The organism is Streptomyces sp. NPDC059008, from assembly GCF_042749045.1.
In the GTDB taxonomy this organism is placed as follows: Bacteria; Actinomycetota; Actinomycetes; order Streptomycetales; family Streptomycetaceae; genus Streptomyces.
Map to the genome: position 1 here is coordinate 17,047 of NZ_JBHYJC010000027.1, position 22,102 is coordinate 39,148.

Genomic DNA, 22,102 nt, shown 5'->3' on the forward strand with positions numbered 1-22,102 from the left:
GTATCACACGATCGGCGGCCTGTTCGTCGTTTCACCTCATTCAATGGGATTTTTGCGCGTAATGTCCCGTTTGCGCCAATGGGTGCCATTGCGCGTCAAGAACAGGAGACCCCCTATGTCCACGACCGAACTCCTCGTGGCCCGAGGCAGAAGACTCGCCGCCGGCGCGGGCGTACTGGCCGCGGCCGTCGCCATGGGTGCGACGCTGTCCACCGCGGCCTCGGCCCAGGCGGCGACGCCCGGGCCCGTCAGCACCGCGAAGCCGTACGGCATCGTCACCACGAAGATGGGCCTGAGCGCGCGTCAGTACCCCAGCACGGACTCCTCCGTGAGGGGCTTCTTCCGTCACCGCGCGCAGATCGGCCTGGTGTGCAAGGTGCGCACCCAGAGCGTCGCCGGCAACAGCGTCTGGTACCTCACCCGCGACGAGCGGGCGTCCTGGGTCTCGGCGAAGTACGTGACCAACACCGGCAAGGTCAAGTACTGCAAGGACGTGCAGCACGGCCGGATGCACCACCCCGGTTTCGACAACCCGGCCAAGCACGCCATGGGCTGATGGCGCCCGGGCGGGGCCCGGTCCGGCACCCCACAGGTGTCGTACCGGGCCTTCGTGCGTACGGTCGCCCCGCCCCGGCGCCGGCCCGGACCCCCGGCCCGGCGCCCGCACCGGCTCGATCGCGCTCCGGCACCCTTCCGTATTACTGGAACAAGTTCTACTGTGCCCTCGATCCGGCATCCGACGCCCCGTCAGGAACGTCGTGCCGCCGGACCGGACGACGGGACCGGACGAACTGGAGGGGCCGTGCACCTCGAATACACCCCCGAGCAGCAGCAGTTGCGGGCCGAACTGCGCACCTACTTCGCCGAACTGGTGCCGGACAACGCCTACGCACGGTACGCCGACCCCACCGCCCAGAAACGCTTCTACCGCGAGACCGTGCGCCGTCTGGGCCTCGACGGCTGGCTCGGCGTCGGCTGGCCCAAGGAGTTCGGCGGGCGCGGGATGACCCCGATGGAGCAGTTCCTCTTCTTCGACGAGGCCGCACAGGCGGGCGTCCCGCTGCCGCTGATGGCGCTGAACACCGTCGGCCCGACGATCATGCAGTTCGGCACCGAGGAGCAGAAGGCCTACTTCCTGCCCAGGATCCTCTCCGGCGAGATCGACTTCGCGATCGGCTACAGCGAACCGGACGCCGGCACCGACCTGGCCGCCCTCAAGACCCGCGCGGTACGCGAGGGCGACGAAGAGACCGGCACGTATCTCGTCAACGGACAGAAGATCTGGACGACCAACGGGGACACCGCCGACTGGGTGTGGCTGGCCGTACGGACCGACCCCGACGCCCCGCCCCACAAGGGCATCACCATGCTCCTGGTCCCCACCAGCGACCCCGGCTACTCCTGCACCATGATCAACACCCTCGCCTCGCACGACACCACCGCCAGCTACTACGAGAACATCACCGTCCCGGCCACCCGCCGGGTCGGCCAGGAGAACAAGGGCTGGCGGATCATCACCAACCAGCTCAACCACGAGCGGGTCACCCTCGCCGCCCACGGCACCATGGCCATCCGCGCCCTGCACAACGTCCAGCGCTGGGCCGCCGACACCAAGCTCGCCGACGGCCGCCGGGTCATCGACCTGGGCTGGGTCCGAGGCCGACTGGCCCGCACCCACACCAGACTGGACGCCATGAAGCTGCTGAACTGGCAGATGGTCGACGCGCTCCAGCAGGGCACGCTCACCCCGCAGGACGCCTCCGCGGTCAAGGTCTACGGATCCGAGGCCCGGCGGGACGCCTACGCCTGGCTGATGGAGGTCGTCGGCTCGGCCGGCCCGCTGAAGGAGGGCTCGGCGGGCGCCGTGCTCCACGGCGAACTGGAACGCGGCTACCGCTCCGCGGTCATCTTCACCTTCGGCGGCGGCAACAACGAGATCCAGCGCGAGATCATCTCGTGGATCGGCCTCGGGATGCCCCGCGTACGGCGCTGACCGGCCCCACGCCTTACGGGCGCGGGGATACCCCAGACGGGAGGTGGGGCGCATGGCAGGCGACCCCGGGCTCTTCGGGCCCCGCTCGGTGACCTGGCAGCTGCACGGCGACCCGATGATGTGGATCGCGGGCGTGCGCGCGCTGTACCTCCAGGCGCTGCACCCGCGCGCCGTGCGCGGCGTCATGCAGAACTCCGCCGCGTTCCACATGGACGCCAGGGGCCGGCGCGACGCCTGGGGCCGGCTGATGCGCACCGCCGACTTCGTCGGCACCCTCACCTACGGCACCACCGAAGCCGCCGAGCGGGCCGGCGCCGCGGTCCGTGCCATCCACCGCCAGCTGACCGCCACCGACCCGGCCACCGGCGAGCGCTACGGCATCGACGAGCCGGCCCTGCTGCTGTGGGTGCACTGCGCGGAGGTGGACTCCTACCTGCACGTACTGCGCCGCTCCGGCTACCCGGTCAGCGACGCCCAGGCCGACCGCTACCTCGCCGAACAGCGCACGAGCGCCCGCCTGGTCGGCCTCGAACCGGACGCGGTCCCCGGCGACCGGGAGGCCCTCGCCGCCTACTTCGACGGCGTACGGCCCGAACTGGCGCTGACCCCCGAGGCCCGCCAGGTCGACGCGTTCCTGCGCCGGCCCCCGACACCCGCTCCTCTCGTCCCGGCCCGCGCGCTGCTCTGGCAGCGGGTCGCGCACCTGGCCTACGACGCGCTCCCGGCGTACGCACACGACCTCTACCGGCGCCCCGCGCCCCCGCCGGCCGCCGTCACCCGCCGCCTTCGCGCCACCGGCCGCCTCCTGCGCGCCGTTCCGCCCACCGTCCGCTGGCAGCTGCCGCCCCGGCACATCCTGCGCGCCGTCGAACGACTCGGCCCCGACACCCGCCCAGCGCCCTACAAGCTCCGCGCTCGCGCCGCCATACTGGACCGGCACGACGGGACGCAGGGGGAACTGCGCGGCTGACCGCGGCACTGGGGACGGGGGCGGCGATACGGGATGGCGGAGAACAGACTGGTTCAGGGGCGCTACCGGCTGCTCGACACCATCGGCCGCGGCGGTATGGGCGAGGTCTGGCGGGCCCGCGACGAATCACTGGGCCGGCAGGTCGCCGTCAAGTGCCTCAAGCCCCTGGGGCCCCGGCACGAGCCGTCGTTCCTCCAGGTGCTGCGCGAACGCTTCCGGCGCGAGGCCCGGGTCGCGGCCGCCCTCCAGCACCGCGGCATCACCGTCGTCCACGACTTCGGCGAGGACGCGGGCACGCTCTTCATCGTCATGGAGCTGCTCAACGGCCGCAATCTCAGCCAGCTGCTGGACGACAACCGGCGCCAGCCGCTGCCCGTCAGGGACGTCATCGAGATCGCCGAGCAGGTCACCGCCGCGCTCGCCTACACCCACGAACAAGCCGTCGTGCACCGCGATCTGAAACCGGCGAACATCGTCCGCACCACCGACGGCACGGTCAAGATCTGCGACTTCGGCATCGCCCGCCTCGGCCACGACATCGGCTTCACCGCCCGCCTCACCGGCACCGGCATCGCCATGGGCAGCCCGCACTACATGTCGCCCGAGCAGATCGGCGCGCACGCCATAGACCACCGCAGCGACCTGTACTCCCTGGGCTGTGTGCTCTACGAGCTGGCCACCGGCGTCCCCCCGTTCGACCTCGGCGACGCCTGGGCGGTCCTCGTCGGACACCGCGACACCGCCCCCACCCCGCCCCGTACGCTCCGCCCCGACCTGCCCGAGCCCTACGAGCGGATCATGCTCGAACTGCTCGCCAAGGACCCCGACGACCGGCCCCGCGACGCCGACGAACTGGCCAAACGCCTCGCCGACGCCCGCCATCGGCACCCCGCGCGCCGCGCCCCGGCCGGCTCCGACGACACCACCGCCGCCACCCCGCGGCTGCCGTCCTGGACCCGCGGCATGACCCTGGGCTCCCCGGCCGGCGCCGCCCGCCGCCCGCCCCGCCCCACGGCCGACCGGGCCGCCACGGTCCTGACCGACACCTGGACCGGCGGCGACGACCCGCGCCGCGGCGACGCCGCCCCGGTCGGCCCGCTCGCCAGCCCCGCACCACCCGACGACCGCCGCGCCGCCCTCACCGCCCGTCTGGAGTCCGCCCATGCGCTGGGCCGCCAGGGCCGCTACTTCGACGCCCACCAGTGCTACGCCGAGGTGCTGGCCGACCAGCAGCGCGCGCTGGGACCCGACCACCCCGACACCCTCGGCTGCCGCCACCACCTCGCGCTCAACCTCGGCCGGCTGGGCCGGCTGGAGGACTGCCTGGCGATGACCGGCGAGGTGGCCGAGGCACGCGCCCGGGTCCTCGGCGCCCACCACCCCGACACCCTCACCACCCGCTGCGAACTCGCCCACGTACTGGGCAAACTGGGCAACTGGGCGGCGGCGCTGCAGACCTACCAGCAGGTCGCGGCGGCCCGCTCGGCGGCACTGGGCCCCGACCACCCCGACACCCTCGCCGCCCGCTACGAGGTCGGCCTCGGCCTCGGCCGGCTGGGCCGCAGCGCGGAGGCCCTGGCGCTCTACCGCGACCTGATCGCGGCCCGCACCCGCGCCCGGGGCGCCGACGACCCCGACACCCTGCGCGCCCGGCACGGCCTGGGCGTCAACCTCGGACGGCTGGGCCGCTGGCAGGAGGCCCTGGTCGAAGCCCGGGAGGTGGCCGCGGCGCGCGAGCGGGCCCTGGGCCCCGACCACCCCGACACCCTGGTCAGCCGGCGGGAGACCGCCGTGGCCCTCGGCTGGCTCGGCCGCTGGAACGACGCGCTGGACGGCTACCGCCAGGTGGCCGACGCCCGCGAACGGGTCCTGGGCGCCGCCCACCCCGACGCGCTGACCAGCCTGAGCGACCTGGCCCAGTGCCTGGAGCAGCTGGGCCGCGCGGACGAGGCGGCCGCACTCCACCGCCGGGTCGCGTCCGTACGCCGGCAGCGCGCCCGACGCGAGCGGTAGCGGGGTCCGCGGGCGGCCGGCGAGCCGCCGCGCGGCTCAGCTCGGGGTGACCCGGTAGAGCACCGTCCCGTGCGCCGGCACATTGGGGGCCGCGATGTCGCCGGCGCTGTGCGCACGGCGGCCGGTGACCAGATCGTGCAGCAGATAGGAGGAGCTCTTCGGCAGCCCGGCCGCACCGGCCGTGACCGACAGCGTGCGCGCCGAGTCGCCCGAGTTGAACAGGGCGATCGCGTGGTCGCCGTTCTTCAGCGGCTTGCTCAGCACCGCGAAGTCGGTGCCCTGCTGCACGATGTGCCCCTGGACCCCCAGCGGATCCTGGTCGACGGCGATGACCTCCTCGTTGCCGAGCACCGCACGCGCCGCCGGTGACAGCTTCTCCAGGTCCGTGCTGGAGATCAGCGGTGCCGCCATCACCGCCCACAGCGACATCTGGCTCTGCATCTCCTGCTGCGTCAGCCCCGAGCCGCCGGCGAGCAGGAAGTCCGGGTCGTTCCAGCGTCCGGGCCGCTGGAGGTCCGCCAGATCGGCGTTGTAGCGGAAGTTGTAGACGACGGAGGACCACTTCGTGTCCGGTGAGGCCTTCTGCAGCGCCACATCGCGGCCGCTGCGCCACAGATTGCCCAGCTCGGACGACCAGCCGATGACCCGGTGCCAGACGGCGGCGCCGTCGAACTGGAAGTACGCCGGCGCGGACACCGAGAACGTCATCGGCCGCCCGGCGGCCCGCAGCGCGTCACTCATCTGCCCGTACAGGTCGCGGTAGGTCTGCTCCTTGCTGCGCCCGGCCACCGTGGGCACGTTGCAGCCGTCCGCCTTGACGTAGTCCACCTTCCACTGCGCGAACAACTGCGCGTCCTGGCGGAAGCGGCCGAGGCTGCCGGGGTACTTCTCGCAGGTGAGCGTGCCGACATCCTCGTAGATGCCGAACTTCAGGCCCATCCGGTGCAGCTGCTGCCCGACGTACGCCATGCCGTGCGGGAACTTGACCGGGTCCGGCACCAGCTCGCCATTGGGGCCGCGCTGCCTGCTCATCCAGCAGTCGTCGACCGTCACGGTGTCGTAGCCCTTCGCCGCCAGACCCGTACGGACCAGGGCCCGGGCATTGCCCAGGACCACCTGCTCGCTGATGCCGCATGCGTAGTGGGACCAGTTGTTCCAGCCCATGGGGGGTGTCGGGGCCAGATGCGGATACGGCATCGCGGTGTGCGTCGCGCCGGGCGGGCGGGCCGGGTCGGGGGTGGCGGAGGCGGGTGCGGGGGCCGCGAGCAGCCCGGCCGAGCAGACGGCGACGGCGGTCAGCCCGGCGAGGCTGCGGCCGGTGCGGGATACCGAGGGGCGGGACACGGGTCACCTCATGGGGGAGCGGGACGGCCTGCGTGCGGGACAGCCGGGGCGGTCCCGGAGGCGAGCACGGCCGGACGCTAGGAGCAGCCCCGCGGCCGATCAAGAAGCCGCACCGACCGCGCCGGAGGTTTCAGCCGCGTGCACCTGGCCACCGGGATCACCGCGTGCTACGAAGGGGCATGCCGGAACGGACTTCGTATGACGCGGTCGTCGTCGGCGGCGGGCACAACGGGCTGGTCGCCGCCGCCTATCTCGCACGGGCCGGGCGCAGCGTGCTGGTGCTGGAGCGGCTGGACCACACGGGTGGGGCCGCCGTGTCGACCCGGGCGTTCGCCGGGGTCGACGCCCGGCTGTCCCGCTACTCCTACCTCGTCAGCCTGCTGCCGCCGAAGATCGTGCGGGACCTCGGGCTGCGCTTCGCGGTCCGCAAGCGCACCGTCTCCTCCTACACCCCCGCCGTACGCGACGGCCGCCCCACCGGCCTCCTCGTCGGCGGCGGCGAGCACCGCACCCGTAAGTCCTTCGCCGACCTCACCGGATCCGACCGGGAGTTCGGCGCCTGGCAGCGCTTCTACGGCACCACCCAAAGGCTCGCCGAACGGGTCTTCCCCACCCTCACCGAGCCGCTCCCCACCCGCGCCGCACTGCGCGCCGCCGTCGACGACGACGCCACCTGGCACGCCCTGTTCGAACGCCCCCTGGGCGAGGTGGTCGAGGAGACCTTCACCGACGACCTGGTTCGCGGCGTCGTCCTCACCGACGCCCTGATCGGCACCTTCGCCACGGCCCACGACCCCTCCCTGCGCCAGAACCGCTGCTTCCTCTACCACGTCATCGGCGGCGGCACCGGCGACTGGGACGTCCCCATCGGCGGTATGGGCGCCCTCACCGACGCACTGGCCGACGCCGCCCGCCGCGCCGGGGCCGAGATCGTCACCGACTGCCCGGTGACCGCGATCGCCACGGACGGCCGGACGGCGGAGGTCAGCTGCGACCGGGGCACGATCGGTGCCCGCCGGGTCCTGGTCAACGCCTCCCCGCGCGAACTCGCCCGCCTCCTGGGCGAGAACCCGCCACCACCAGCCGAGGGCGCCCAGCTCAAGGTGAACATGCTGCTCACCCGGCTCCCGCGGCTGCGCGACACCCGGGTGGACCCGCGGGAGGCCTTCTCCGGCACCTTCCACATCGCCGAGGGCTACGGCCAGTTGGAGCGCTCCTACCAGCAGGCCGCGTCCGGCGAGCTGCCCGCGGACCCGCCGTCCGAGATCTACTGCCACTCCCTGACCGACCCCTCCATCCTCGGCGCCGACCTGGTCCGCCAGGGCTACCAGACGCTCACCCTCTTCGGCCTGCACACCCCGGCCCGGCTGTTCGCCGCGGACAACGACAGCACCCGTGACCGCCTGCTCGCCGCCACCCTCGCCGAGCTCGACACCCATCTCGCCGAACCGCTCGCCGACTGCCTGGCCCACGACGCCGAGGGCCGCCCCTGCATCGAGGCCCGCTCCCCCCTGGACCTGGACCGGGAGCTGGGCCTGCCGGGCGGCAACATCTTCCACCGCGACCTGGCGTTCCCGTACGCGGACGAGCACGACGAGCGCGCCGGGGCGGCCGGCGGCACCGCGCCGGCCCGCTGGGGCGTGGCCACCACCCACCCCAACGTCCTGCTGTGCGGCGCGGGCGCGGTCCGCGGCGGAGGAGTCAGCGGAATCCCCGGCCACAACGCGGCGATGGCGGTCTTGGAGGAGGACTGACGGGGCGGGGCGGCGCCCTGCCGCGACGGGCCGCCCCTGCTGCGACCGGTCGCGCCCTCCGGTGCGCGCCGGGGGTACCCACCCGTATCCCCCGGGGTACCCACCCGCATCCCCGGGGCACCCACCCGTATCCCCGGGGCACCCACCCACATCCCCGGGGGTACCACCAGCCCCCACCCGCATTGCCGGGCGGTACCACCAGCCCCCACCCGCATTGCCGGGCGGTACCACCAGCCCCCACCCGCATCCCCGGGAATACCACCAACCCCCACCCCGTTGTGGCCCCGCAGGGGGCCCTCGTGACCCTTACGGGATCTGTTCCCCCAAGCCCTAGAGGACGCCCTCAAGGCACCCCCTGGCCAATCCCCAGCACTTTCTGACGCTTCATCAGAAAATCTCTTCCCTCGTACGGCCCGCTGCGGCATCCTTCGCGCATGCAGACGGAGCTGAGCAACACGCTGGGAGCCGAGCACGCCGTCTTCGGGTTCACGCCGTTCCCCGCCGTCGCCGCGGCGATCACCCGGGCCGGCGGGTTCGGGGTGCTCGGCGCGGTCCGCTACACCGCGCCCGACGAACTGGCCCGCGACCTCGACTGGATGCAGGAGCACACCGACGGACTGCCCTACGGGCTCGATGTGGTGATGCCCGCCAAGAAGGTGGAGGGCGTCAGCGAGGCCGATGTCGAGGCGATGATCCCCCAGGGGCACCGCAGGTTCGTCACCGAGCTGTTGGAGAAGCATCAGGTGCCGCGGCTCGCCCAGGGGGAGACGCCCGGCTGGCGGATCACCGGTTGGATGGAGCAGGTCGCCCGCACCCAGCTCGACGTGGCCTTCGACTACCCGATCAAGCTGCTCGCCAACGCCCTCGGCTCACCGCCGCCCGACGTCGTCCGGCGCGCCCACGACCACGGCGTCCTCGTCGCCGCCCTGGCCGGCAGCCCCCGGCACGCCCGCCACCACCAGGCCGCCGGCATCGACATCGTCGTCGCCCAGGGCTACGAGGCGGGCGGGCACACCGGGGAGATCGCCACCATGGTCCTCACCCCGGAGATCGTGGCCGCCGTCGACCCGCTCCCGGTGCTCGCCGCGGGCGGCATCGGCACCGGTGAGCAGGTCGCCGCCGGGCTCGCCCTCGGCGCGCAGGGCGTCTGGCTCGGCTCGATCTGGCTGACCACCGAGGAGGCCGAGCTGCACTCCCGGCGGCTGACCGCGAAACTGCTCGCCGCCGGGCCGGGCGACACCGTCCGCTCCCGCGCCCTGACCGGCAAACCCGCCCGCCAGCTGCGTACGGAATGGACCGACGCCTGGGACGATCCCGACGGGCCCGGCACCCTTCCGATGCCGCTCCAGGGCCTGCTGGTCGCCGAGGCCAACTCCCGCATCCAGCGGCACGAGGTCGAGCCGCTGCTGGGCACCCCCGTCGGCCAGATCGTCGGCCGGATGAACAGCGAACGCAGCGTGCAGGCCGTCTTCGACGACCTCACCCGCGGCTTCGAGCGGGCCGTCGACCGCATCAACCGCATCGCCGGACGCGCGTGACCCCCAGGAGGACAGCCCCATGACCAAGGACGCCCCGCCGCCCAACGGCTTCTGGGCGCAGGCCGCCGCCGACCCCGACCGTACGGTCCTGATCGCCCCGGACGGCGAGGAGTGGACCGCGGCCCGGCTGCACGCCGCCGCCAACCGACTCGTCCACGGACTGCGCGCCGCGGGCCTGGAACGCGGCGACGCCTTCGCCGTCGTGCTCCCCAACGGCGTGGAGTTACTCACCGCCTACCTCGCCGCGTCCCAGGCCGGCCTCTACCTCGTCCCCGTCAACCACCACCTGGTCGGCCCGGAGATCGCCTGGATCGTCGCGGACTCCGGTGCCAAGGTGCTCATCGTCCACGAACGGTTCGCGTCGACGGCGCGGCAGGCCGCCGACGAGGCGGGAGTGCCGGCGGCGCAGCGCTACGCCGTCGGGACGGTCGAGGGATTCCAGCCCTACGGCCGGCTCCTCGACGGACAACCGGACGCCGCGCCCGACGACCGCACCCTGGGCTGGGTGATGAACTACACCTCGGGCACCACCGGACGCCCGCGCGGCATCCGCCGCCCGCTGCCCGGCACCGCGCCCGAGGACGCCCATCTGGGCGGCTTCCTCGGCATCTTCGGCATCAAGCCGTTCGACGGCAACGTCCACCTGGTCTGCTCGCCGCTCTACCACACCGCCGTACTGCAGTTCGCCGGCGCCTCGCTGCACATCGGCCACCGCATCGTCCTCATGGACAAGTGGACGCCGCAGGGCATGCTGGCCCTGATGGACGAGCACCGCTGCACCCACACCCATATGGTGCCGACCCAGTTCCACCGGCTGCTCGCCCTGCCGGAGAAGACCCGGGCGGCCTACGACGTGAGCGCGATGCGGCACGCCATCCACGGCGCCGCGCCCTGCCCCGACCACGTCAAACGCGCGATGATCGACTGGTGGGGCGGCTGTGTGGAGGAGTACTACGCGGCGAGCGAGGGCGGCGGCGCGTTCGCGACCGCCGAGGACTGGCTCAAGAAGCCGGGGACGGTCGGCAAGGCCTGGCCGATCAGCGAGCTGGCCGTCTTCGACGACGACGGCAACCGGCTGCCGGCCGGTGAACTGGGCACCGTCTACATGAAGATGACCACCGGCGGCTTCAGCTACCACAAGGACGAGGGCAAGACGAGGAAGAACCGGATCGGGGACTTCTTCACCGTCGGGGACCTCGGCTGTCTCGACGAGGACGGCTACCTCTTCCTCCGCGACCGCAAGATCGACATGATCATCTCGGGCGGGGTGAACATCTACCCCGCCGAGATCGAATCCGCCCTCCTCGGCCACCCCGCGGTCGCCGACGCGGCCGCCTTCGGCATCCCGCACGACGACTGGGGCGAGGAGGTCAAAGCCGTCGTGGAACCCGCCGAGGGCCACCGGGCGGGCCCCGAGCTGGCCGCCGACATCCTGGCGTACTGCGAACGGCGGCTCGCCGGCTACAAACGCCCCAAGTCCGTCGACTTCATCGCCGCCATGCCGCGCGACCCCAACGGCAAGCTCTACAAACGCCGGCTGCGCGACCCGTACTGGCAGGGACGCGAACGCGCCGTATAGGGCTGACGCGCGGTCGGGTGCCTTGACCGGGGGTAGGGCGCGGCCGAGGATCGCGCCATGATGCGAGCACGGAGCAACACCGTCGACGCAGTCCTGCGGCGCAGCGCCCGCCGCGTGCCCGGGAGGACCGCGGTGCGCTACGGGGAGCGGGCCTGGACCTATCGCGAACTGGACGACGCGGTGACCGCCGCGGCCCGGGTGCTGCTGGCGGACGGCCTCGGGCCCGGTGACCGGGTCGCGTCCTACGGGCACAACTCCGACGCGTATCTGATCGGCTTTCTGGCCTGCGCCCGCGCCGGACTGGTGCACGTACCGGTCAACCACGGCCTCACCGGCGAGGACCTGCGCTACATCCTGGACCAGTCGGGCAGCGCGCTGGTGCTCACGGACGCCGCCCTCGCGCACCGGCTGCCGGACTCCGTACGCACCCTGCCGCTGTACGGCACGCCCGACGGGCTGCTGGAGCGGCTCGCGGCCGGCGCGGTGCCCGAGGGCGCCGGGGAGCTGCCGGAGGTCGCCGACGACGAACTGGTGCAGCTCCTCTACACCTCGGGGACGACCGCCCTGCCCAAGGGCGCGATGATGACGCACCGTGCGCTGGTGCACGAGTACACCAGCGCCGTCGTCGCCCTCGACCTCAAGGAGACCGACCGGCCGCTGCACTCGCTGCCGCTCTACCACTCCGCGCAGATGCATGTGTTCCTGCTGCCCTATCTGGCGGTGGGCGCCGAGAACACCGTCCTGGACGGCCCCGACCCGGACCGGATCTTCGACCTGGTGGAGGCGGGCCGGGCCGACAGCCTCTTCGCGCCGCCGACGGTGTGGATCGCGCTGTCGCAGCACCCCGGCTTCACCACCCGGGAGCTGGGCGGGCTGCGCAAGGCCTACTACGGCGCCTCGATCATGCCGGTGCCGGTCCTGGAGCGGCTGCGCGCCCGCCTGCCCCGGCTCGCCTTCTACAACTGCTTCGGACAGAGCGAGATCGGGCCGCTGGCCACCGTGCTCGGCCCGGACGAGCACGAGGGCCGGCTGGACTCCTGCGGGCGCCCGGTGCTTTTCGTCGAGGCGCGGGTGGTGGACGAGGCGGGCCGGGAGGTGCCGGACGGCACCCGGGGCGAGGTCGTCTACCGGTCCCCGCAACTGTGCACCGGCTACTGGGACAAGCCGGAGGAGACCGCCGAGGCGTTCCGGGACGGCTGGTTCCGCTCCGGGGACCTCGCCGTCCGCGACGCGGAGGGCTACTTCACGGTGGTCGACCGGGTCAAGGACGTCATCAACTCCGGCGGCGTCCTGGTCGCCTCGCGCCAGGTGGAGGACGTGCTCTACGAGCATCCGCAGGTGGCCGAGGTCGCGGTCATCGGACTGCCGGACGAGCGCTGGATCGAGGCGGTGACGGCGGTGGTGGTGCGGCGTACGGACGGTTCGCGGACCACGGGCGGTGGGGCCCTGGTGGGGGAGCGGGAGCTGATCGAGGCGGCGCGGGCCCGCCTCGCGCCGTTCAAGGCGCCCAAACGGGTGGTGTTCGTGGACGCGCTGCCGCGCAACGCCAGCGGGAAGGTCCTCAAGCGTGAGCTGCGCGAGCGGTTCGCTGCGCCCTGAGCCGTGTGCGGAGGGCGGTTGTCAGTGGCCCCTGCCATGCTGAGAAGCGGCGGGAGAACGGCCCCGCAGGCCTCGATCCGTACGATGGAGGAGCACCCATGCTGACCACCGACTACGTCCCGGGCACACCGAACTGGCTCGACCTCGGGGCTCCCGACGTCGACGCCGCCGTCGCCTTCTACTCCGCCGTGTTCGGCTGGAGCTTCGAGTCGGCCGGCCCGCAGGCCGGCGGGTACGGCTTCTTCCAGATCGACGGCAGGACGGTCGCCGCCGCCGGCCCGCTGACGGAGGAGGGCGCCGCCTCCGCCTGGACGGCGTACTTCCACACGCGCGACGCGGACGCCACGGCCAAGGCGGTGGAGCAGGCCGGCGGCTCGGTGCGGGTCGAGCCGGGGGACGTCTTCACGGCGGGCCGGCTGGCGGCCTTCACCGACCCGACGGGCGCCGACTTCGCCGTGTGGCAGCCGCGCGAGACCGGTGGCCTGGAGAGGGTCATGGAGCCCAACACGCTCTGCTGGACCGAGCTGTACACCACCGACGCGGCCGCGGCGAAGGACTTCTACCGCCAGGTCTTCTCCTGGAGCTATCAGGACATGCCGATGGGCGGCGACATGGTCTACTCGGTCATCTCCTCGCCGGGCGGCGGCAGGACCGACGACCCGGGTCAGGGCGGCCTCATGCAGCTGCCGAAGGAGAATCTGGCGGCCGGCTCGACCTCGGAGTGGCACCCGTACTTCGGCGTGCTCGACTGCGACGCGACCTACGCGGCCGCCGTCGGCCAGGGCGCCACGGTCCTGATCCCGCCCGCCGACGCCCCGGGCGTCGGTCGGCTGGCCATGGTGAAGGACCCCGCCGGGGCCCCGTTCGCCCTGATCAAGGGGGATCCGAACATGACCTGAGCGGCGTGCCGGGACGGTGGCCGGGGTGTGCCGCCCGGCCGCGACGGCGACCGGCGGCGCCTCTCAGCGGGTGTCCCGCGGGCGGGCGTCCACGATGCGCTTGATCTTGCCCACCGAGCGCTCCAGCGTCTCCGGATCGACGATCTCGACGGCGACCGAGACCCCGATGCCGTCCTTGACGCCGCGCGCGATCATCCCGACGGCCGCCGTGCGCTCCTCGGAGGTGGCATCGGGGCGGGCCTCGGCGCGTACGGTCAGCTGGTCCAGCCGGCCCTCCCGCGTCAGCTTCAGCTGGAAGTGCGGGGCGACGCCGGGCGTGCGCAGCACGATCTCCTCGACCTGTGCGGGGAAGAGGTTGACCCCCCGCAGAATGATCATGTCGTCGCTGCGCCCGGTGACCTTCTCCATCCGGCGGAAGGCCGCCCGCGCGGTGCCCGGCAGCAGGCGCGTCAGATCCCGGGTGCGGTAGCGGACGACCGGCATCGCCTCCTTGGTGAGGGAGGTGAAGACCAGCTCCCCGTGCTCACCGTCCGGCAGCACCTCGCCGGTGATCGGGTCGACCACCTCCGGGTAGAAGTGGTCCTCCCAGATGTGCAGTCCGTCCTTGGTCTCCACACACTCCTGGGCGACACCGGGGCCCATGACCTCCGACAGGCCGTAGATGTCCACGGCGTCGATCGCGAACCGCTCCTCGATCTCGCGCCGCATCTCCTGCGTCCAGGGCTCGGCACCGAAGACGCCCACCTTCAGGGAGGTCGTCCGGGGATCGACGCCCTGCCGCTCGAACTCGTCGAGGAGGGTGAGCATGTACGACGGCGTCACCATGATGATCTCGGGGCGGAAGTCCTGGATGATCTGCACCTGCCGGCTGGTCATCCCGCCGGAGGCCGGGACGACCGTACAGCCGAGTCGCTCCGCGCCGTAGTGGGCGCCCAGACCGCCGGTGAACAGCCCGTATCCATAGGCGATATGGACGGTGTGACCGGGCCGGGCGCCGGCGGCGTACAGCGAACGGGCGACGACGTCCGCCCAGTGGGACAGATCGCGCTCGGTGTAGCCGACGACCGTCGGGCGGCCGGTGGTGCCGCTGGAGGCGTGGATGCGGCGCACCCTGTCCTTGGGGACGGCGAACATGCCGAAGGGGTACTGGGCGCGCAGATCGTCCTTGACGGTGAACGGGAAACGGACGAGATCGCCGAGCGAGCGGCAGTCCTTGGGATGCGCCCCGGCCCGGTCGAAGGACTCGCGGTAGAAGGGGACATGGTCGTAGGCGTGCTGCAACGAGGCGCGCAGCCGGGTCAGCTGGAGTTCCCGCAACGCCTCCGGGGAGAGCCGCTCCGCGTCGTCGAACGTCCCACCGCCCGTCGCCCCGCCCGTGGCTGCTTCCGGCATGTCCGGCATGGAGTGTCACCGCCTCGTCTCCCTACCGATCATTCGGTAGCTGAATGCGGTCCAAGTAATCAGCGCGCGGCGAGCACGTCAAGGGGCCTGGCGCAGGCGGTTCACCGGTGGTCCCGCGGGGGAGTGACGTCCATCAGGCGGGCAGGTCGGTGAGGTCCGGTCGGCGTACCGGGGGTGGGGCCGACGGGACGCGGCGGAGCGGCGCGAGAGCGTGCCGGCAGGCCGTAGGCTCGCGCCGTACGACCTCCCATGAACCCCCCTTGGGAGGAACGGAGTTCGAGAGGGGCCCACCATGCAGCCGACCACCTCGATGCGCCGTGCGCTGGTCGCCGGCGCCGCCGCGGCCGTCCTGTTCGCCGCGGCCGGCGGGGCCGTCGCGGCCCCGGCCGCCCCGCCGGCCGCCCCTTCGGCCGCCGCGCACTCCCCGTACGAGCAGCTCCGGCCGCTCGCCGCGCTGTCCGCGGAGCGGCTGGCCACCGGGGACCTGGTGGCCGCGGCGAAGTGGGGCACCGGCGCGCCGATCGACGACCCGGTCCGCGAACGGCAGGTGCTGGACGCGGTGGTGGCGCAGGCCCGGCAGCTGGGCGCCGACCCGGTGGCGACGGAGCGGATCTTCCGGGACCAGATCGAGGCCAACAAGGTCGTGCAGCGCGGACTGCACCGGCTGTGGGACGCCGACCCGTCCAGCGCGCCGGACGAGCGCCCCGACCTGGGGGAGGTCCGCAAGGAGATCAACCGCATCAACGGCGAACTGGTCCGGGCCGTGGCCGCCTCCCCGGACGCCCGCTCCGCGCCGTCCTGCCGCCCGCTGCTGACCGTGAACGCCGCCCACGTACGCCACGAGCGGCGGCTGGACGCGCTGCACACGGTGGCGCTGGGCCGCGCACTCCGGTCGGTCTGCACCGCGTACGCGACGCCTGGCAGCTGAGCGTCGGGTACGCGGCGCCCGGTAGCTGGACGCCGCCTGCGCAGCGCCCGGGACGCGCCCGCCGCGCGCTGAACCACGGCGCGCCCGGTGGCGACGGCGGATCGGGTGCCCAGGGCGCCGGCTCACGCCTCCCGTTCGCCCGCCGCCACCGCCTTCGCCCAGCGGTAGTCCGCCTTGCCGCTGGGCGACCGCTGGATCCGGTCGGTGAAGACCACGGCGCGTGGAATCTTGTAGCCGGCCAGCCGGCTGCGGCAGTGCGCCTGGATGCCCTCCAGGTCCAGCGGGCCGGCTCCCTCGCGCAGTTGGACCACGGCCGCGACGCGGTTGCCCCACCGCTCGTCCGGTACGCCCGCCACCAGCGCGTCATACACCTGGGGGTGCGCCTTGAGCGCCTGCTCGACCTCCTCCGGATAGACCTTCTCGCCACCGGAGTTGATGCACTGCGACCCCCGGCCCAGGACCGTGACGACGCCCTGCTCGTCCACGGTGGCCATGTCGCCCAGCAGCACCCATCGGTCGCCGTGCGCCTCGAAGAAGGTCTCGGCGGTCTTCTCCGGGTCGTTGTAGTAGCCCAGTGGCACGTGTCCGCGCAGCGCGAGCCGGCCCGTCCCGCCGGCCGCGACCGGCGCGCGGGTCTGCGGATCCACCACCGCCGTACGGGAGTTGACGCGCAGCCGGAAGCCCCGCTCGGGACCCGCGTCGTCGGTGGCCGTACCGTTGAACCCGGATTCCGAGGAGCCGAAGTTGTTCAGCAGCAGGGCGTGGGGCACCAGCGCGCCGAACTGGGCGCGCACGGTCTCGGAGAGGATCGCGCCGGAGCTGCTGACGCTGAACAGCGAGGAGCAGTCCACACCCTTCAGCGGCCCGCCGAGCGCGTCGACGAGCGGGCGCAGCATCGCGTCGCCGACCAGCGAGACGCTGGTGACCCGCTCCCGCTCGATGGTCCGCAGCACCTCTTCGGGCACGTACTTGCGGTGGATGACGACCTTCTGTCCGAAGTGGAAGGCGATGAACGCGGTGAGGGTGGAGGTGCCGTGCATCAGCGGGGGCGTGGGGAAGAATACGAGACCGGCTCCTCCGTCGCCGCCGGCCGCGACCCGCTCGGCCAGCTCCCGCGGCCGCTGCACCGGTTCACCGGTCGGCGCCCCGCCGCCCATCCCGGAGAAGAAGATGTCCTCGTGGCGCCACATCACGCCCTTGGGCAGGCCGGTGGTGCCGCCGGTGTAGATGACGATCTGGTCGTCGGCCGAGCGCGGTCCGAAGCCGCGGGCGGGTGAACCGGCGGCCTCGGCGTCCGCGAGCGCGACCGGTGCGATCCGGGGCGCGGGCGCGCCGGGGGGCGGGCTGCCGACGCGTACGAGATGCCGCAGCGCCGGGGCGTGCGGGAGGGCGGCGGCGACCCGGCCGGTGAACTCCGCGTCGAAGACCAGCGCCACCAGGTCCGCGTCCCGGTAGAGGTAGGCCAACTCCTCTTCCACATAGCGGTAGTTGACGTTCACGGGGACGGCGCGGATCTTCAGGCAGGCGTAGACGGCCTGGAGGTACTCGATGCCGTTGTAGAGGTGGAGTCCCACGTGGTGGCCGGGGCCGATGCCGTGGTCGGCGAGGTGGTGGGCCAGCCGGTTGGCGGCGCGGTCCAGCTCCGCGTACGTCAGCCGCCGTTCGGCGCCGGTCCCCGGGTGGTCGACGTACACCAGCGCCTCGCGGTCGGGGACCGTGTCGACGATCGACTCGAAGAGGTCGGCGAGGTTGTACTCCATGTCTCCTCCAGACCGGGCGGGCGTCGGCCGGCCGGTCTGCCGACCGGACCCAGTCGGTCATTAGAGCGCCGCCGGAGGGAGCAGGGAAGGGCCGCGGCCAACAAATCTGACTACCTGTCAGAAAACTCTTGAACTCGCCGTGCGGCTACTGCAACCTGTTCTACGTCTTGAGACGGGAGGACGGCATGGGTGGTACGGAACATCTGACCGTGGAGCGCGTCGGCGCGACACTGGTGCTCACCCTCAACCGGCCGGAGGCGAAGAACGCACTCTCGCTGCCGATGCTGGTGGGCCTGTACGACGGCTGGGTCGCCGCCGACGAGGACGACCAGATCCGCTCCATCGTCCTCACCGGCGCCGGCGGCACCTTCTGCGCCGGAATGGACCTCAAGGCACTCGCCGGCGGCGGGATGGCCGGCGAGCAGTACCGCGACCGGCTGCGCGCCGACCCCGACCTGCACTGGAAGGCGATGCTGCGCCACCACCGCCCCCGCAAACCGGTGATCGCCGCCGTCGAGGGCCACTGCGTCGCCGGCGGTACGGAGATCCTCCAGGGCACCGACATCCGCGTCGCCGGCGAGAGCGCCACCTTCGGTCTCTTCGAGGTCGCCCGCGGACTGTTCCCCATCGGCGGCTCCACCGTCCGCCTCGCCCGCCAGATCCCCCGCACCCACGCCCTGGAGATGCTGCTCACCGGCCGGCCCTATCCGGCGCCCGAGGCGGCACGCATCGGCCTGATCGGCCATGTCGTGCCCGACGGCGGCGCACTGGAGGCGGCCCTGGAGATCGCCGAGCGGATCAACGCCTGCGGTCCCCTCGCCGTCGAGGCCGTCAAGGCGTCCGTCTACGAGACCGCCGAGCTGACCGAGGCCGAGGGACTCCGGACCGAACTCGCCCGGGGCTGGCCCGTTTTCGACACCGCCGACGCCAAGGAGGGCTCCCGCGCGTTCGCGGAGAAGCGTCCCCCCGTCTACCGGCGCGCCTGAGCCGAAGCGCCCAAGGAGCCCAAGGAGCCCAAGGAGCCCGCATGTCAGAGGTCCTCACCGCGCCCCTCGTCGTGGAATTCCCCTTCACCCGCTCGCTCGGACCGGTCCAGAGCGCCTTCCTCACCGGGCTGCGCGAGCGCACCGTCCTCGGCGTCCGGGCCGGCGACGGACGGGTCGTCGTACCGCCCACCGAATACGACCCGGCCACCGCCGAGGAGCTCCACCAGCTGGTCGAGGTCGGCGCGAGCGGCACCGTCACCACCTGGGCCTGGAACCCGGCCCCGCGCCGCGGCCAGCCGCTCGCCACCCCCTTCGCCTGGGTCCTGGTCCGGCTCGACGGCGCCGACACCGCACTGCTGCACGCCCTGGACGCCCCCGGCCCCGACGCCGTACGCACCGGCATGCGGGTGCGGATCCGCTGGGCCGCCGAGCGCACCGGCGCCATCACCGACATCGCCTGCTTCGAGCCGTCCGGCGACCCGGCGGACGGCGCCCGGCCGGCCCCGCACAGCGGACGGTTCGCCGACCCGGTCACCGGGATCACCGCCCCCGCCCGGCTCGACTACACCTACTCGCCCGGCCGCGCCCAGTCCCGCTACCTCCAGGCGCTCGCCGGCCACCGGACCATCGGCGAGCGCTGCCCGTCCTGCCGCAAGGTCTACGTCCCGCCCCGCGGCGCCTGCCCCACCTGCGGCGTCGCCACCGACACCCAGATCGAGGTCGGCCCCAAAGGCACCGTCACCACCTTCTGCATCGTCAACATCAAGGCCAGGAATCTCGATATCGAGGTGCCGTACGTCTACGCCCATATCGCCCTGGACGGCGCCGACCTGGCCCTGCACGCCCGCATCGGGGGAATCCCCTACGACCAGGTCCGCATGGGGCTGCGGGTGGAGCCCGTATGGACCGAGGGCGGGCGCTTCCCCGACCACTACCGCCCCACCGGCGAACCCGACGCCGACTACGACAGCTACAAGGAGCTGATCTGATGCGCGATCCGATACGCGAGGTCGCCATCGTCGCCTTCGGGCAGAGCCGCCACGTCCGCGACAGCGCGGAGACCTCCGAGGTCGAGATGCTGATGCCGGTGCTCCACGACGTGCTGGCGCAGACCGGCCTCAAGGCCGGCGACATCGACTTCACCTGCTCCGGCTCCTCCGACTACCTCGCCGGCCGGGCCTTCTCCTTCACGATGGCCCTGGACGGCGTCGGCGCCTGGCCGCCGATCGCCGAATCCCATGTCGAGATGGACGGCGCCTGGGCGCTGTACGAGGCCTGGGTGAAGATCCTCACGGGCGAGGCGGAGACCGCGCTGGTCTACGCCTACGGCAAGTCCTCGCCCGGCGACGTCCGCGAGGTCCTCACCCGCCAGCTCGACCCGTACTACGTCGCCCCGCTGTGGCCCGACTCCGTCGCGCTCGCCGCCCTCCAGGCCCAGGCGCTGATCGACGCGGAGCTGACCGACGAGCGGGAGCTGGCCTCGATCGCGGCCCGCAGCCGGGCCGACGCCGCGTCCCATCCGTCCGCCCAGCTGCGCGGCGCCGTGCCCGTCGGCGAGCCGCTCGTCGCCCCGCTGCGCACCGGCGACTGCCCGCCCATCGGCGACGGCGCGGCCGCCGTCGTCCTCGCCGCCGGCGACACCGCCCGCCGGCTGACCGACCGCCCCGCCTGGATCCGCGGGCTCGACCACCGCATCGAGGCCCACAGCCTGGGCGTCCGCGACCTCACCGACTCGCCCTCCACCCGGCTCGCCGCCGAACACGCCGGAGCCTTCGAACGACCCTTCGACACCGTGGAGTTGCACGCCCCCTTCACCTCCCAGGAGGTCGTACTGCGGCGCGCCCTGAAACTCGACGGGCCCGGCAGCACGGTCCGCATCAACCCGTCCGGCGGCGCGCTCGCCGCCAACCCCGTCATGGCCACCGGCCTGATCCGGCTCGGCGAGGCCGCCGCCCGCATCCAGCGCGGCGAGTCCGACCGGGCCCTCGCCCACGCCACCTCGGGGCCGTGCCTGCAGCAGAACCTGGTCGCCGTCCTGGAGGGGGAACGATGAGTACAGCCGCCACATCCAAGGAGCCGGTGGCCGTCGTCGGCATCGGCCAGACCAAGCACGTCGCCGCCCGCCGGGACGTCTCGATCGCCGGACTGGTCCGCGAGGCCGCCCGCCGGGCCCTGGAAGACGCCGGGTTGAGCTGGCCGGACGTCGACGCCGTGGTGATCGGCAAGGCCCCCGACTTCTTCGAGGGCGTCATGATGCCCGAGCTCTACCTCGCCGACGCCCTGGGCGCCGTCGGCAAACCGATGCTGCGGGTGCACACCGCGGGCTCGGTCGGCGGCTCCACCGCCCTGGTCGCCGCCAACCTGGTCGCCGCCCGGGTCCACCGCACCGTCCTCACCCTCGCCTTCGAGAAGCAGTCCGAATCCAACGCCATGTGGGGCCTGTCCCTGCCGATCCCCTTCCAGCAGCCCCTGCTGGCCGGGGCCGGCGGCTTCTTCGCCCCGCACGTCCGCGCCTATATGCGCCGCACCGGCGCCCCCGACACCGTCGGATCCCTCGTCGCCTACAAGGACCGCCGCAACGCCCTGAAGAACCCCTACGCGCACCTGCACGAGCACGACATCACCCTGGAGAAGGTCCAGGCCGCACCGATGCTCTGGGACCCGATCCGCTACTCCGAGACCTGCCCCTCCTCCGACGGGGCCTGCGCGATGATCCTCACCGACCGCGCCGGCGCCGCGCGCTCGCCCCACCCGCCGGCCTGGGTGCACGGGGGGGCGATGCGCAGCGAACCCACCCTCTTCGCCGGCAAGGACTTCGTCTCGCCGCAGGCCGGCAAGGACTGCGCCGCGGACGTCTACCGGCAGGCCGGGATCACCGACCCCCGCCGCGAGATCGACGCGGTCGAGATGTACGTCCCGTTCTCCTGGTACGAACCGATGTGGCTGGAGAACCTCGGCTTCGCCGAGGAGGGCGAGGGCTGGAAGCTCACCGAGTCCGGCGTCACCGAACTCGACGGCGACCTCCCGGTCAACCCCTCGGGCGGTGTGCTCTCCACCAACCCCATCGGCGCCTCCGGCATGATCCGCTTCGCCGAGGCCGCCCTTCAGGTGCGCGGCCGGGCCGGCGCGCATCAAGTCGACGGCGCCCGCCGGGCGTTGGGACACGCCTACGGCGGCGGGGCCCAGTTCTTCTCGATGTGGCTGGTCGGCGCCGACTCCCCGGCCGCCTGAGGGACCGGGGTCCGCCTCCCCGAGCCCGCGCGCCGGCGCCGGGGCACGTCCCCTGTCCGTCCCCGGGCCCAGTGGTTAGGCTTCCCGGGGACGACGCATCGCAAGGA

17 protein-coding genes are annotated in these 22,102 nt (G+C 73.0%); 14 read left to right on the top strand and 3 right to left on the bottom strand.

Annotation, left to right across the window (positions count from 1 at the left end):
- Positions 1–115: 115 nt before the first annotated feature.
- From ACFWZH_RS26885 to ACFWZH_RS26900, 4 genes are all read left to right on the top strand, one after another.
- Positions 116–556: an SH3 domain-containing protein gene (locus ACFWZH_RS26885; RefSeq protein ID WP_384436339.1), complete on the top strand. Its 441-nt coding sequence runs from the start codon at positions 116–118 to the stop codon at positions 554–556.
- A 246-nt stretch (positions 557–802) separates the two neighbouring features.
- Positions 803–1,993 carry an acyl-CoA dehydrogenase family protein gene (locus ACFWZH_RS26890; protein WP_384436342.1) on the top strand — a complete coding sequence of 397 codons (1,191 nt, stop codon included), beginning with the start codon at positions 803–805 and terminating at the stop codon, positions 1,991–1,993.
- 52 nt (positions 1,994–2,045) lie between these two features.
- On the top strand, positions 2,046–2,963 hold the full coding sequence (locus ACFWZH_RS26895) for an oxygenase MpaB family protein (RefSeq protein WP_384436345.1): 918 nt from the start codon (positions 2,046–2,048) through the stop codon (positions 2,961–2,963).
- Between the two features lie 33 nt (positions 2,964–2,996).
- Entirely contained in the window at positions 2,997–4,976 is a 1,980-nt protein-coding gene (locus ACFWZH_RS26900) for a tetratricopeptide repeat protein (protein WP_384436348.1), read from the top strand.
- 36 nt (positions 4,977–5,012) lie between these two features.
- Here the strand turns inward: ACFWZH_RS26900 and ACFWZH_RS26905 are convergent, their stop codons facing one another.
- On the bottom strand, positions 5,013–6,320 hold the full coding sequence (locus tag ACFWZH_RS26905; protein WP_384436351.1) for a glycoside hydrolase family 27 protein: 1,308 nt from the start codon (positions 6,318–6,320) through the stop codon (positions 5,013–5,015).
- Positions 6,321–6,499: 179 nt separating this feature from the next.
- Between ACFWZH_RS26905 and ACFWZH_RS26910 the strand changes: the two genes are divergently transcribed.
- The 5 genes from ACFWZH_RS26910 to ACFWZH_RS26930 all read left to right on the top strand — a co-directional run bounded on the left by ACFWZH_RS26910 (position 6,500) and on the right by ACFWZH_RS26930 (position 13,689).
- On the top strand, positions 6,500–8,074 hold the full coding sequence (locus ACFWZH_RS26910; RefSeq protein ID WP_384436354.1) for a phytoene desaturase family protein: 1,575 nt from the start codon (positions 6,500–6,502) through the stop codon (positions 8,072–8,074).
- 434 nt (positions 8,075–8,508) lie between these two features.
- Positions 8,509–9,612, top strand: coding sequence for an NAD(P)H-dependent flavin oxidoreductase (locus ACFWZH_RS26915; protein ID WP_384436356.1), 1,104 nt, complete (start codon positions 8,509–8,511; stop codon positions 9,610–9,612).
- A 19-nt stretch (positions 9,613–9,631) separates the two neighbouring features.
- A complete protein-coding gene (locus ACFWZH_RS26920) occupies positions 9,632–11,191 on the top strand; it encodes an acyl-CoA synthetase (protein WP_384436359.1) in 1,560 nt (519 codons plus the stop codon).
- Between the two features lie 57 nt (positions 11,192–11,248).
- A complete protein-coding gene (locus tag ACFWZH_RS26925) occupies positions 11,249–12,790 on the top strand; it encodes an acyl-CoA synthetase (RefSeq protein WP_384436362.1) in 1,542 nt (513 codons plus the stop codon).
- A gap of 98 nt (positions 12,791–12,888) precedes the next feature.
- On the top strand, positions 12,889–13,689 hold the full coding sequence (locus ACFWZH_RS26930) for a VOC family protein (RefSeq protein WP_384436365.1): 801 nt from the start codon (positions 12,889–12,891) through the stop codon (positions 13,687–13,689).
- A gap of 63 nt (positions 13,690–13,752) precedes the next feature.
- Here ACFWZH_RS26930 and paaK read toward each other — a convergent pair whose 3' ends face one another.
- On the bottom strand, positions 13,753–15,081 hold the full coding sequence (gene paaK, locus ACFWZH_RS26935; protein ID WP_384436368.1) for a phenylacetate--CoA ligase PaaK: 1,329 nt from the start codon (positions 15,079–15,081) through the stop codon (positions 13,753–13,755).
- 301 nt (positions 15,082–15,382) lie between these two features.
- Here paaK and ACFWZH_RS26940 point away from each other — a divergent pair, with 301 nt between their 5' ends.
- A complete protein-coding gene (locus ACFWZH_RS26940) occupies positions 15,383–16,018 on the top strand; it encodes a chorismate mutase (RefSeq protein ID WP_384436371.1) in 636 nt (211 codons plus the stop codon).
- Positions 16,019–16,140: 122 nt separating this feature from the next.
- On the opposite strand, the gene ACFWZH_RS26945 is transcribed toward ACFWZH_RS26940, so the two are convergent.
- Positions 16,141–17,778, bottom strand: a complete 1,638-nt coding sequence (locus ACFWZH_RS26945; RefSeq protein WP_384436374.1) for an acyl-CoA synthetase — start codon at positions 17,776–17,778, stop codon at positions 16,141–16,143.
- 185 nt (positions 17,779–17,963) lie between these two features.
- Here ACFWZH_RS26945 and ACFWZH_RS26950 point away from each other — a divergent pair, with 185 nt between their 5' ends.
- The 4 genes from ACFWZH_RS26950 to ACFWZH_RS26965 are packed head-to-tail and all read left to right on the top strand — an operon-like array spanning position 17,964 to position 21,995.
- Positions 17,964–18,764 (top strand): crotonase/enoyl-CoA hydratase family protein, encoded by an 801-nt coding sequence (locus tag ACFWZH_RS26950; RefSeq protein ID WP_384436377.1) that lies wholly within the window; start codon positions 17,964–17,966, stop codon positions 18,762–18,764.
- A gap of 41 nt (positions 18,765–18,805) precedes the next feature.
- The gene (locus tag ACFWZH_RS26955) at positions 18,806–19,753 is read left to right on the top strand and encodes a Zn-ribbon domain-containing OB-fold protein (RefSeq protein WP_384436380.1); all 948 of its coding nucleotides are present in this window, start codon (positions 18,806–18,808) and stop codon (positions 19,751–19,753) included.
- Positions 19,753–20,817: a thiolase domain-containing protein gene (locus ACFWZH_RS26960; protein ID WP_384436383.1), complete on the top strand. Its 1,065-nt coding sequence runs from the start codon at positions 19,753–19,755 to the stop codon at positions 20,815–20,817. Before ACFWZH_RS26955 ends, ACFWZH_RS26960 begins: the two co-directional genes overlap by 1 nt.
- On the top strand, positions 20,814–21,995 hold the full coding sequence (locus ACFWZH_RS26965) for a thiolase domain-containing protein (RefSeq protein ID WP_384436385.1): 1,182 nt from the start codon (positions 20,814–20,816) through the stop codon (positions 21,993–21,995). Before ACFWZH_RS26960 ends, ACFWZH_RS26965 begins: the two co-directional genes overlap by 4 nt.
- Positions 21,996–22,102 lie beyond the last annotated feature (107 nt).

What these genes read in the sequence shown, in the direction of transcription:
- ACFWZH_RS26945 (WP_384436374.1), bottom strand. Translation starts at nt 17,778, where the DNA reads ATGGAGTACAACCTCGCCGACCTCTTCGAGTCGATCGTCGACACGGTC.
- ACFWZH_RS26885 (WP_384436339.1), top strand. Translation starts at nt 116, where the DNA reads ATGTCCACGACCGAACTCCTCGTGGCCCGAGGCAGAAGACTCGCCGCC.
- ACFWZH_RS26940 (WP_384436371.1), top strand. Translation starts at nt 15,383, where the DNA reads ATGCAGCCGACCACCTCGATGCGCCGTGCGCTGGTCGCCGGCGCCGCC.
- ACFWZH_RS26960 (WP_384436383.1), top strand. Translation starts at nt 19,753, where the DNA reads ATGCGCGATCCGATACGCGAGGTCGCCATCGTCGCCTTCGGGCAGAGC.
- ACFWZH_RS26915 (WP_384436356.1), top strand. Translation starts at nt 8,509, where the DNA reads ATGCAGACGGAGCTGAGCAACACGCTGGGAGCCGAGCACGCCGTCTTC.
- ACFWZH_RS26910 (WP_384436354.1), top strand. Translation starts at nt 6,500, where the DNA reads ATGCCGGAACGGACTTCGTATGACGCGGTCGTCGTCGGCGGCGGGCAC.
- ACFWZH_RS26950 (WP_384436377.1), top strand. Translation starts at nt 17,964, where the DNA reads ATGGGTGGTACGGAACATCTGACCGTGGAGCGCGTCGGCGCGACACTG.
- ACFWZH_RS26955 (WP_384436380.1), top strand. Translation starts at nt 18,806, where the DNA reads ATGTCAGAGGTCCTCACCGCGCCCCTCGTCGTGGAATTCCCCTTCACC.
- ACFWZH_RS26895 (WP_384436345.1), top strand. Translation starts at nt 2,046, where the DNA reads ATGGCAGGCGACCCCGGGCTCTTCGGGCCCCGCTCGGTGACCTGGCAG.
- paaK (WP_384436368.1), bottom strand. Translation starts at nt 15,081, where the DNA reads ATGCCGGAAGCAGCCACGGGCGGGGCGACGGGCGGTGGGACGTTCGAC.
- ACFWZH_RS26930 (WP_384436365.1), top strand. Translation starts at nt 12,889, where the DNA reads ATGCTGACCACCGACTACGTCCCGGGCACACCGAACTGGCTCGACCTC.
- ACFWZH_RS26965 (WP_384436385.1), top strand. Translation starts at nt 20,814, where the DNA reads ATGAGTACAGCCGCCACATCCAAGGAGCCGGTGGCCGTCGTCGGCATC.
- ACFWZH_RS26920 (WP_384436359.1), top strand. Translation starts at nt 9,632, where the DNA reads ATGACCAAGGACGCCCCGCCGCCCAACGGCTTCTGGGCGCAGGCCGCC.
- ACFWZH_RS26900 (WP_384436348.1), top strand. Translation starts at nt 2,997, where the DNA reads ATGGCGGAGAACAGACTGGTTCAGGGGCGCTACCGGCTGCTCGACACC.
- ACFWZH_RS26925 (WP_384436362.1), top strand. Translation starts at nt 11,249, where the DNA reads ATGATGCGAGCACGGAGCAACACCGTCGACGCAGTCCTGCGGCGCAGC.